Raw genomic sequence first — 12,324 nt, 5'->3', positions numbered from 1 at the left:
GAAGGATTTGTGAAATATATGGTTTAATTGTGATNGAAATATATGGTTTAATTGTGATCATAGGTGCTATAACACTACATTTATCTGTGTTTACTCAAGGAAAGTTAATCAATTTAAAACCTTTTTTTGTAGTAGGACATATAGGTGCATATGTAAAATCAACCCTAGTTACCATAGTCCCTTTTTTAGGGTTAGGAATACTTCCCATTATTCCCTTTGATAAAAAGAAGAATAATAAAAAAATATTTAAATACGTAATAGGTATGATGGGATTTATAGGGATTTTTTACATAATGGTTTTGGAATCCTGTATTTCTGTCATGGGGGTTGATGTTATTATTCATTATGAAGATGCACTATTTGCCACAATAAGAAGGATTGATATAAAAAGTCTTGAGTTTTTAGAAAGGATAGATGGTATTTTTATAGTTTTATGGCTTATGGCCATATTTTGTACTATTACTTTAGGTGGATATGGTTCAATTTTTATGATTAGTAAATTGTATAAGAACATCCATTTTAATATTCTTGCATTCATTGTGATTCTGTTATCCTTTATTGTTTCACAGATACCTAAGACTGTTGATGAGGTGGAGAAAATATTGGATTATATTGGTTATTTCGAATTGTTAACAGCAGGATTAATACCAATGGTACTATTAATAATTACAAAGGTAAAGAAATATGATAAGAAAACTAGGTAAATTATTAATCATAGAATTGGGAAGATAGGTTCACAAAGGCCAATATAAATGGGAATGTTAAGACTAAAATTATAAATAATTTGTAAGGTGAAAGGAATGGTTTTAAAGAAAAAATCATTCCTTAAAATTTTAAATAAAATGAAATAATTGGAATTGTATAGAGATTAATGGGAATTATAAATTTAAGGGGAGGAGATAAGGGCATGAATGAATCTCTTACAAATAGACAGATTGCTTTTATTATTTTTGGAATTGTAGTGGGATATGGTACTTTAGGTCTTCCTAAAGATATTACAGAAAATGCAGGTACAGGAGCATGGTTTACCTTATTAATTTCTGTAGTAATAACCATGATTTTCACATATATAATTACATACCTTTCATATGTACATGAAAATAAAACCATATATGAGTATAGCAACATACTAGTTGGGAAATTTATCACATTCATATTCATGATTATATATATTATATATTTTTTTGTTCTTTTTACCATGGTAACAAGAATATCCTCTGAGGCCATTAGACTTATGGTATTAATAAAGACTCCCGTATGGGCATTAAATTTAATATTTTTTTTAGTGGTATATTATGCTGTAATAAAAAAATTGAGTGTAATTGGAAGGGTTTGTGAAATATATGGTCTTATTATAATCATAGCAGCCTTAACTATACATGGAGCTGTGTTTACTCAAGGAAAGTTAATCAACTTAAAACCTTTTTTTGTAGCAGGGCATATGGGGGCATATGTAAAAGCAACTTTAGTTACCCTGGTCCCTTTTTTAGGAATAGAAATACTTGTGATTATCCCCTTTGATAACAATAAGAATAATAAAAAAATATTTAAATACACAATAGCTATGATAGGACTTATAGGATTTTGTTATATCCTTAATGTAGAATCATGTATTTCTGTTATGGGAGTGGATGGTATTGTTCATTATGAAGACGCATTGTTTGCTACAATAAGAAGGATTGACATAAAAAGTCTTGAGTTTTTAGAAAGGATAGACGGTATTTTTTTAACTATATGGATTATGTGCATAATTTGTACCATTACTTTAGGGGCATATGGTTCAATTTTTATGATTAACAAACTTTATAATAAAATTCATTTTAATATTCTTGCATTCATTGTAATACTTTCATCTTTTATTGTTTCTCAGATACCTAAGACTGCTGATGAAGTGGGAAAAATACTGGATTATGTTGGTTATTTGGGGTTGATAACAGCGGGAGTAATACCATTAATATTATTAATAATTACAAAGGTAAAAAAATATGATAAGAAAATATAAAGGATGGATAATATGGAAGCTAAAAATAAATTTATGGATAAAATGAAAGAATTTAAGCAGTCTGATTTAGGAATATCTACAAGAAAACTATCCATTAAGAATATGGACGTATTTATACTATATGTTCAACACATTACAGATAAAGACAGTCTATCAAATAATATTATAAAACCCATATTACAAAATGGAAGGGATGAAATTCTTAGTATTGATAAAATAGTAAATTCCGTTATTTATATAGATGATATTTCCACTGATGATGATGAAAATAATATGCTTGATCACATTTTAGCAGGAGCATCTATTATTTTCACACCTAATGAAGATAAGTATATAGTAGCAAATACTTTGAAGGTTGAAAAAAGGTCCATTGAACCACCTGTTATAGATACTACCCTAAGGGGGTCTAAGGACTCTTTTACTGAAAATTTTGATGATAATATGTCATTGATAAGATATAGAATAAAGGACGAAAACCTTAAAATAGATCATTTTAGAATTGGGAAAAGAACAAAGACCAATGTTGGTTTAATTTATATGAAAGACATTACAAATAAAAAGTATGTTACGGAAGTAAGAAAGAAATTAGAATCCATAAATATAGATGGGGTTTTTGAATCAGGATATGTTCAAAAATTTATATTAAACGACTCTTTTAACCTGTTTCCTCAGGTGGGCATTGTAGAAAGGTCAGATACGGCATGTGCAAACATACTTGATGGTAAGATTATTATTATTGTAGAGGGTAGTAATCTAGCCTTAGTTATGCCAAAAACTTTTATTGAATTTTTAGATGTGGGTGATGACCATTATGATAATATGTATTTGGCAATGTTTTCTAAAATATTGAGAGTAGTAGCTCTTGCCGTATCATTAACGGCATCTTCTTTGTATGTTGCTGTGGTTAGTTTTCATCCGGATATACTTCCACCCCAATATATTTTGGCTATAGCAAGTTCTAGGGTGACAGTTCCTTTTAATGCTTTTATAGAAGCAACATTAATGGAATTTACAGCTGAAATACTACGGGAAGCCAGTATAAGACTTCCAAAACAAATAGGTCCAGCTATTGGTATTGTTGGAGCCATTGTTATTGGACAAGCGGCAGTTGCTGCAGGTCTTGTTAGTCCTCTTATGGTTATTATTGTAGCACTATCTGTTATGTGCTCCTTTGTTGCTCCTGATTATACTATTATGAATCCAATTAGAATACTAAAGTTTTTTATGATTCTCATAACGGGTATATTTGGATTGTTTGGATTTGTTATGGGATTTACACTTATTACAATCAATTTATGCTCTATTACAACCTTAGGAGTACCTTATGTGGCTCCTATGTCTCCTTTTAATTTTACAGACTTGAAAAATTATATTTTTAGTGATATAAATCTAGCTAAAAAAAGACCTAAGTATTTAAATACCCAGGACAAGACAAGACAATAAATATTTAAGAAATTTAAAATTTCCTCCATTACATTTGAAAGTAATTAGCATATGCTGTATTTGATGAGAAGAACAACTGTGATATAATTAATTAGTGGAATAAAATGTAATTCAATAGATGTAGCATATAGTTGTTAAATTAAAATACTTTATTTGTTATAAATAGTGTCTATAGTAAAATCATAAGAAAAAGTTTATAATCTTGAGAAGATGCTTTGGAGGGGTTTGGATGAAGTTTTTTAAAAGAAACTTATATGATGTAATGGGGCTTACAGAATTATCTCTATTTAGAGAAAAGAAGAATGTTAAGAAGTTTTGGAGAGAATCTTATGAAGAACAATTCAAAGACAAGGAATCTACATACCAAAAGGCAATAGTAAGTATGATACCGGAATTAGGAGAATATATAGCTAATGGGGAAAGGCTATATACAGAAGAAGGTCCATCGGAAGCGTTACAATTAAAAATTCCTGAGTTAGTAAGTAAATTTCATGAAAAATGGGAAAATATGTGTAGTGAATATAATCAGTATTATAGAGAAATTGCAAACTCATTGCCAACAAGCATGGTTGAATTTAAAAAATGTAGTATACATGATGCCATAATACTAGATATTCAAAGACCTAAGGAAGATGAACTTATAATAGAGTTAGATGGTAGTTCATGCTGTTATGACTGCTATAGGGGTGGAGACTTTAGAATATTATTTGAGGGAATAAAGGTATTGGATATGCCTGAAAATAGTATATCTAGGTTATGTTTATATGAAGAAGTTCATTTATGCGATGAAGGTAAATTTGATTATAGGTTACTATTAGATGAAGGTGAAATGAGAATAATAGCAGATCATGTTCAAGTGATTCAAGTTTAGGAGATACAGCTAATGCTGTATCTTTTTTTATTGTCTGGGAAAGTTAATTGACACAAAACATATAAATGAATAAAAAAAGAAGGGGTTGTAGGGGAAGAGTTCCCCTGCCCGATTCAAAGGAAGGTGCTCAGGTTGCTGTAGCAATCGTCGAAGGAAACCATAGGGTTTCCTAGCGAAGCATACGAAGTATGCCTTTTTTATGGTATAATTATAAATAAAGGGCATATGCTTAAAACTAGGGGGATGGTTATGTATTCACAAATAACAATGGATCACTTTCAAAATCCAAGAAATGTGGGAGTGATAGAAAATTATGATGGAATGGGAGTAGCCGGGGATCCAGAATGTGGAGATTATTTGAAGATATACATAAAAGTACATAATGATTTTATAAAGGATATAAAATTTCAGGTACATGGTTGCTGTGGTGCTATTGCATCTAGTAGTATGACAACTGTATTAGCAAAGGATAAACCTGTTATGGCAGCTTATGCTATCTCTGAAAAGAATATAATAGAAAGTCTGGGAGGATTGCCACCAGAAAAAGAACATTGCTCTGTATTAGGGTCCTTGGCTTTGAAAAAGGCCATAGTAGATTATGCAAGGAATAGAAAGGATAAATAGTCTTATGACATTTAAGGTACAGTTAATAGAACTGTATCTTTTTTTATATTATACAAATGGAATGGGATAAGTTTATTTAGAATATATACTTAATAAGCGAAATAAAGTAGGAGGCTTGTATGGATGAAAGAAATGATTATTTATCTGTAGGCTCTGCCACAATCATATTAAGTGTGTACTTATTAATAACCATCACTTGTGATTGCATTTTAGTATTATTAGGCAGTATATTTAATATTAGTCCTAACAATCCAGGTATATATTCTATGGAAACTATCCTTAGCTTTTTTATATTATTAAATTATCTAAAGAATGAGAACATGGGTGTGAATTTAAAGATTTTTTTTTACTATGATAAAAAAATTATCCATTATTTATTTCCACTTACTATTATTATAGGATCCTCATTTATAATTATTGTGAGGATAGAAAATTTAGTACTTACATTCATTCCTATGAAAGAAGAAATAAAAGTTTTATTTGAAAATCTATTTGGAGGAAATATAAGTTTATTAGGATCCCTAATAGGAGGAGTGTTAGTAGCATCTATAGTTGAAGAATGTTTATTTAGAGGAATTATACTTAATGGCTTTTTAAAAAAATATGACCCACCCAAGGCCATATTTTACTCCACTGGAATATTTACCTTATTTCATCTTAATCCATGGCAACTAATAGCTCCCTTTACATTAGGAATCATATTATCCATATGCTTTTATAAAACCAAGTCTTTATATGTGTGTGTATATGGTCATAGCTTATATAATCTCATAAGCATATTGTATGTGAGAATTAATAAAAATCATTCCTTTGGAAAGATAGTAAATATACCTTTGTGGATATACTTGTTGGCAATACTATTGTTCCTAATAGGTGTGATTATAGGTAATAGAGTTTTAAAAGGGAAAATTTAAAAAATTCCAAATCATTTGAAATAAAGTCATTCTATTGACTTTATTTTTTTATGGTGTTATGATTTTTAACAATATAAATTTTATAAACGTCACTCATATAATACTGATAATATGGATCAGGAGTTTCTACGAGAAACCATAAATTTCTCACTATGAGTAATCCAGCTTAGAATAATTTAGGAGATGATTTCTGTCATCAGGATTGCTTATATCTTGTGACGGAGATTTTTTAATTTATAAGAAATTATAAATTAAAAAATAAGGGGATGTGGGGGAAGAATTCCCCTGTCTCTTTAAAGGAGGATGCTCAGATTACGCTAGTAATCGTCGAAAGGAACCATAGGGTTTCTTAGCGAAGCATACGGAGTATGCCTTTTTTATGTTCAAAATTATTTTAGGAGGATATGTACATGGAGATAACACAAAAAAATTCAGAAAATCTATTGGAATCATTTTTCAAATTAAAAGAACATAATACAAATATAAGAACAGAAATATTGGCAGGATTCACTACCTTTGTTACAATGGCCTATGCCCTATTGGTAATTCCTAATATCTTAAAGGCATCAGGAATGAACAGCCTTGGTCTACTAGGGGATGCTGCTGGTAATTTAAATACTATGAATGACCAAGTTGTGGCATCAGCATTTGCAGGAACCTGTATTATCTCTGCCATAGGAACTTTGATAATGGCATTGTATGCTAATTTACCCTTTGCTGTTGCACCAGGAATAGGTCTTACAGCATTTTTTTCATATAGTGTATGTTTAACTCTTGGATACACATGGCAACAGGGCTTGGCAGCAGTAAGCATATCTGGAATATTATTTATACTTATTACGATTACATCCATTAGAGAAAAAATAGTTGATTGCCTGCCTAATAATATTAAAGTGGCCATAACAGCTGGAATTGGACTTTTTATAGCCTTAATAGGACTAAAAAGTGGTGGTGTTGTAGTAGCTAACCCGGGGACATTAATGAGTTTCGGAGATTTTACCAATAAAAATGTACTTTTAACTTTAATTGGAATAATTATCATGTGTATATTAATGGCAAGAAAAGTTAAGGGAGCCATGTTAATATCCATATTGTTAACTACCATAATAGGTATACCTATGGGAATTACTCAAGTGAGTGGTCTTAAAATAATAAGTGCACCTCCATCCATAATGCCTACATTTATGAAAATGGACTTTGGAGGATTGTTAGCCCATGGAGGAAAGGGTGTAATAGGAGCCATAACTAGTATAGTCATGGTAGTACTTACTTTTAGTTTAGTTGATTTATTCGATACTATAGGAACGTTAGTTGGTACTGCTCAAAGGGCAGAAATGATCCAACCTGATGGAAAAATTAGAAATATGAAAAAAGCATTACTTACAGATGCTATAGCAACTACTTTTGGTTCCATGTTTGGGGCAACTACAACTTCCACATATGTGGAGTCTACAGCAGGAATTGCGGAAGGTGGAAGAACGGGATTAACTACATTAGTGGTAGGTGTATTATTTGTATTGTCTTTATTTTTCGGAGGAGTGGTAGGAATAGTACCAGCTCAAGCTACAGCACCTGCATTAATAGTTGTTGGAGTTTTAATGATGGAATCTATAAAAGATGTTAATTTTACTGACCTTAGTGAGGCTGTACCAGCCTTCTTTACTATAGCAATGATGCCATTTAGTTACAGCATAGCTAATGGTATAGCAACGGGAATTATATTTTATCCAATTATGAAAATAGCAGTAGGAAAGCATAAAGAAGTACATCCTATTATGTATATTTTAGGAATATTATTTATCATTAGGTTTATACTTTTACCTGAGTAATATGATTAAAAGATTTTATAAGTCTAAAAAACTTTAAATATATGAAAAAATAGGAAGGACTTTCCAATTAGAAAAAGAATATTGAGAGTATATATAAATTTAGGTTGGATTAGGAGGGGTAAATGTGGACATAAAGGGAATTAATCATATGATGTTTTCCGTTTCTGACTTACAAAAATCCATTAGATTTTACCAAAAGGTCTTTGGCGCTAAATTATTAGTTGAAGGAAAAAATCTAGCTTATTTTGATTTAAATGGTTTATGGATTGCTCTCAATGTGGAAAAGGATATATGTAAAAATAAGAAATCTGATCCATCTTCCCATATGAGTTTTTCTATTGATGAATCTGATTATGATAAATTTATTGACAAGCTACAATCATTAGAAATAGATTTTATAAAGGGAAGAGTAGATCATACGGGAAATTGGGAATCTATATACTTTAGAGATCCTGATGGCTATATTTTTGAATTTCATACCAAGAGTAGGGAAGAGAGAATTAAAACCTATAAATCTAATAGGGATGATTTGAGATTCTACGCTTAATTTATGGAAACTAAAAACTCTTTTGGTCATATGACCAAAAGAGTTTTTTTATTGTGTACATTTGCATTTATATTACATATTATTACCATATTGTTACATATATTGATAGGCATAAGATACTATGATAAAATGATTTAAAAGTGAAAAATTACACCAAAAAAGAAAAAATGTGGTATATGCATAATAAGCCATTAATGAATTTAATAAAAAGAAAAAATATACAAAGTTATGAAATTATTTTGTAAGGTAAGATATATTCATTTAAATCATGGCAACAATATAAATAAAAGTAGGGAAGGGTGATAAAAATATGAAAAAGGGGTTAGTAGGAATAGTTATATTAATATTTATTATTTCTAGTTTTGCTGGTTGTACTACTAAAGAAAAAAAACAGGAAGCTTTAGAGAAAAAAATATTTTCAATTGAAGATGTGAAAATATTAGGTGTTAATATTGATATGAAAAAGGTTGACGTAGAGAACTTGTTAGGAGAACCTATAAAAGTGGAAAAAATCTATGATGAAGTTTGGGAAGGTGAACTAATCAAAAATTATTATGATTTTGGATATGTGGAATTTGACCCAATGGGGGTAGGTCAACATACAGTAGGACAAATAATAATTAAAGATGAGAAAATAAATGGGCCTAGAAATATTAAGATAGGAGACACATTTGAATCTGTAATTAATAAGTTTCCATATGAGAGTACAGGAACCATAGATGAGGTAGGAAATAAATTCATATATGGAGCATATTATGAAAATGGAGGATTCATATCTTATGATGAGAAAAACAATCCTGTAGCAATTACATATAGTTATGGACAGGGTGGATTTGGAACTTATACATTAAATTTTAAATTAGATAATGGTAAAGTAAAGGAAATTGGATTATCTGTAATGAATATATAAAATGAATATTCAATTGGTAATTAATCAACTTATTAAATAAAATTATATAAAAAGTCCTTTTTTTAAAGAAAAGAAGGACTTTTTATTTATATTGCGAACTATATAGAGTTGTGTACTATAATGCTTTTTGGAGGAACAAAATGAAGAAAAAAGGACTGTATATAATTATAGGGTGCCTATTAATATTAAACATTAACATGTACTTTAACATTAAAAGGATAGAAAATAATGTGAATAGGGTCATGAATTCCATAGAAAGAGTGGAAAATGAAGTAAGAAATATGGAATCCAGCGTACAAAATACTATGAATAAGATATATAATGAAAAACAATGGTTATATAATGAGCGTCATGAATTTATGTCCATTGATGAAGATTTTAAGATTGCTAAAGTTAATTTTAGTTGGAGTTTACGTGAACTAGATAAGGAACATAAGGTCTATATATCCTATGGAAGACGAAAAAATGGAAAAGTTGAAGAGTGGAATGAAGTTTTAGCAAAAGATTTAGGGAACTTAAACTATAATGCCAACTTAAAGTTGAGTGGTGATAGTGATTATGATGTTAAGGTAGTAGCTAAAAATGAAAATAATATAATAAGTGAAAGATTAGAATCCTTAGAGTTGGCCAGTGCCATTGAGGATAGATTAAATATAGATATGGATTTTATAGAAAAGAGTAATAGAAAGGGAAATGTAATTTTAAAATTTAGGGTGGAAGTAGGTAATAGACTAGACTATATTTTTAAGGGCCTAGATGATAAATTAAATAAAGACAAACTGAGATTAAAGGATATTAAAGTTAATGTTTATAGTAATGATGAACCTAAAAAAGAAATAGAAATATTTAAAGATGGTAAGATTATACATGAGAAAGCTAGTATATATAATCCCTTTGAATTTGAAAGGGATATGGAATTTAAAAGGATAGAATATGATGACGTAGTAGAATACGAAAGTACACAAGATTCTTATGAAGATATAGAAGTGATAATTACAGATTATTTAGGAAGAACATATAAGAAGAAAACGGACTATAGGTTCTAAGGTAAGTACTTAATCATGATTAGAAAAAAATGGAAAATAGATGGATATACTGTTTAATTATGGAAAAATATGATATTCTAAAATAGGGGTTGAAAATTGTAAATAGGACAACGGGAGGATTTGTATGGAAGTGCATAGGATTAAACGCCAGAGAACATTAGAACTCGTGATAATAAGTTTTCTAATTGCACTAGTGATGTTTATGACAATATATTTTTTTATGGTGAATAAATTTAATGAATCTCAAGAAGAATTTCTTGAGTTTTTGTCGTCTTCATTAAAGGTATCAATTGAGGAAAATTACAAGTTCGCCTATTACAATGAAAGTGATATAGAAGAAGATTTATACTATAGGTTAAAAGACCTATCTATTGACATGAAAAATATACCCTTAAAGGATATAGACTTGAAAATGTTAAACAAATATAAAAAGAAGTATGATTTATCACAATTGGCCATATTGGAAAAGAAAAAAGATGGTAAAGTATATATCTCAAAATCTACTGTTGCGGCAGAAGTAGGAGCAGATACATCCAGTTGGGGATATTGGAATGATGCCTTTATACAATTATTCGGTATGGGAAGTGTAAGTATTAATAAAGGGTATGGAAAGGAAGATTATTGGGTTGGTCCTAAATCATATCTGTATAACGAATTTAGGAAAACAGGAAGAAAGCATTACTATAAATTTGCATATTATTTGAATGAAGAACAAAATTACTTGATAAATGGAATTATAGATGAAGAAAAATATAGCTACGATGGAGCTGAAAGATTGAATAAGCTGTTAAATCAATATAGTGAAAAGGTTAACAGTATAGAAATGATAGGTATAATAGATAAGGACAACTGGATTACATATAAGGAGCCTAAGAGGAAATTAACATATGATCCTATAATGGAATTTGGAAATTTAAAAGGAAAAGATTTTATTAGTTTTGGCATAGAACCAGCAATTCTTTCAAATTTAGAAAAGGTAAAATTTCATCCCGTAAAATACAATGAGAAAAATTATAAATTGGCTTTTATACCATTAGATAAACATAAAGTTATTTGTGCCCTAGTTAAAAAGGGATATTTTGAAGATAATGAAATTTTGTTTATTATTATAGGAATAGTATTAAGTTTGTTTGTTAGTTTAATAACATCTATCATAATAAATAAAGAGCAGGTAAAATACAATAAAATACTTAATATGGAAAAAGATCGTTTAAATACAATAGAACAATTTAAAGATGCCCTATTAAATGTGCCAGATTATGTATTTCGATGTAAGCAGAGGACGGATAAATCATTTTATATAGTTTATAATGATGGTCGTCTAGTGAAAGAAAAAAACTATGTATCCCAGGATATGGAGCCAAAATCAATGGAAGAAGTATATTCAAATAAGTTTATACAAAAGGCCAGTGAACCTTTGCAAAAGGCATTTAACAATGAAAAGATCAGTTATGAGTATGAAAATAATAATAAATTTTATGAGGTCATACTCATTCCAGTTTCTAAGGATAAAGGCAAAGGTGAAGACAGAGAAGTACTAGGATTTGTAAATGATGTGACTAAATATGTGGATATGAGTAGAAAGTCTTCTTATATGGCCTATCATGATGAGCTAACAGGATTGTATAATAGACACAGCTTTAATAATGATTTTAATAAGATAAAAGATGAAAACGGAAACTTTGGTATATACTACTTGGATTTAGACGGGTTTAAAGAAGTAAATGATAATTATGGACATAAAATAGGTGATAAAGTATTAAGGCAAATAAGTGATAGGTTAAAATCTATTAATGAAAAGGATAGATTATATAGAATTGGTGGAGATGAATTCATTGTAATAACTAAACGTAATAATATGGATGAGCATAAAGACATAGCTACAAAAACAATAGCGGCCATAAAAAAGACGGTAAAAGTGGATGAAATAGAAATTAGGGTAGGAGTTAGTATAGGAATTGCCTTATATCCTCAGGATGGACAAGATAAGGAAGAACTAATTAATGTGGCAGATAAGGCCATGTATGAGGCTAAGAGACAGGGGAAAAATACCTACTATATAGGAAGAGTAAGTTAAAATAAAAGGGAGAAAAAAATAAGGACTTGAATATGACTTACAATTAATATTAATTATATGG

11 protein-coding genes and 1 riboswitch are annotated in these 12,324 nt (G+C 29.5%); all 11 genes read left to right on the top strand.

Features of this window, described 5'->3' with window-relative positions; all coding sequences use genetic code 11:
- The first annotated feature begins 29 nt into the window (after nucleotides 1-29).
- A complete protein-coding gene (locus tag CCE28_RS20585; protein ID WP_176461950.1) occupies nucleotides 30-704 on the top strand; it encodes a GerAB/ArcD/ProY family transporter in 675 nt (224 codons plus the stop codon).
- 203 nt (nucleotides 705-907) lie between these two features.
- Nucleotides 908-2,002: a GerAB/ArcD/ProY family transporter gene (locus CCE28_RS20580; protein WP_176461949.1), complete on the top strand. Its 1,095-nt coding sequence runs from the start codon at nucleotides 908-910 to the stop codon at nucleotides 2,000-2,002.
- A 12-nt stretch (nucleotides 2,003-2,014) separates the two neighbouring features.
- Complete coding sequence (locus tag CCE28_RS20575; protein WP_242973046.1) at nucleotides 2,015-3,445, top strand: spore germination protein; 1,431 nt, start codon at nucleotides 2,015-2,017, stop codon at nucleotides 3,443-3,445.
- Nucleotides 3,446-3,674: 229 nt separating this feature from the next.
- Nucleotides 3,675-4,316 carry a DUF4085 family protein gene (locus tag CCE28_RS20570; RefSeq protein WP_095135911.1) on the top strand — a complete coding sequence of 214 codons (642 nt, stop codon included), beginning with the start codon at nucleotides 3,675-3,677 and terminating at the stop codon, nucleotides 4,314-4,316.
- Between the two features lie 249 nt (nucleotides 4,317-4,565).
- Nucleotides 4,566-4,940, top strand: coding sequence for an iron-sulfur cluster assembly scaffold protein (locus CCE28_RS20565; protein WP_095135909.1), 375 nt, complete (start codon nucleotides 4,566-4,568; stop codon nucleotides 4,938-4,940).
- A gap of 119 nt (nucleotides 4,941-5,059) precedes the next feature.
- A complete protein-coding gene (locus CCE28_RS20560) occupies nucleotides 5,060-5,854 on the top strand; it encodes a CPBP family intramembrane glutamic endopeptidase (RefSeq protein WP_095135907.1) in 795 nt (264 codons plus the stop codon).
- Nucleotides 5,855-5,927: 73 nt separating this feature from the next.
- Nucleotides 5,928-6,027: riboswitch (purine riboswitch) on the top strand.
- 237 nt (nucleotides 6,028-6,264) lie between these two features.
- Entirely contained in the window at nucleotides 6,265-7,683 is a 1,419-nt protein-coding gene (locus CCE28_RS20555; protein WP_095135905.1) for an NCS2 family permease, read from the top strand.
- A 124-nt stretch (nucleotides 7,684-7,807) separates the two neighbouring features.
- Nucleotides 7,808-8,230: a VOC family protein gene (locus CCE28_RS20550; RefSeq protein WP_095135903.1), complete on the top strand. Its 423-nt coding sequence runs from the start codon at nucleotides 7,808-7,810 to the stop codon at nucleotides 8,228-8,230.
- A gap of 310 nt (nucleotides 8,231-8,540) precedes the next feature.
- On the top strand, nucleotides 8,541-9,140 hold the full coding sequence (locus tag CCE28_RS20545) for a hypothetical protein (protein WP_095135901.1): 600 nt from the start codon (nucleotides 8,541-8,543) through the stop codon (nucleotides 9,138-9,140).
- Between the two features lie 140 nt (nucleotides 9,141-9,280).
- A complete protein-coding gene (locus CCE28_RS20540; protein ID WP_095135899.1) occupies nucleotides 9,281-10,186 on the top strand; it encodes a hypothetical protein in 906 nt (301 codons plus the stop codon).
- Between the two features lie 124 nt (nucleotides 10,187-10,310).
- Nucleotides 10,311-12,263, top strand: coding sequence for a GGDEF domain-containing protein (locus tag CCE28_RS20535; protein ID WP_095135897.1), 1,953 nt, complete (start codon nucleotides 10,311-10,313; stop codon nucleotides 12,261-12,263).
- Nucleotides 12,264-12,324: the final 61 nt, after the last annotated feature.

Source organism: Anaeromicrobium sediminis (assembly GCF_002270055.1).
Lineage (GTDB): Bacteria > Bacillota > Clostridia > Peptostreptococcales > Thermotaleaceae > Anaeromicrobium > Anaeromicrobium sediminis.
Note: the sequence above shows the minus strand (reverse complement) of the source record. Positions and strands in the feature narration are given on the sequence as shown.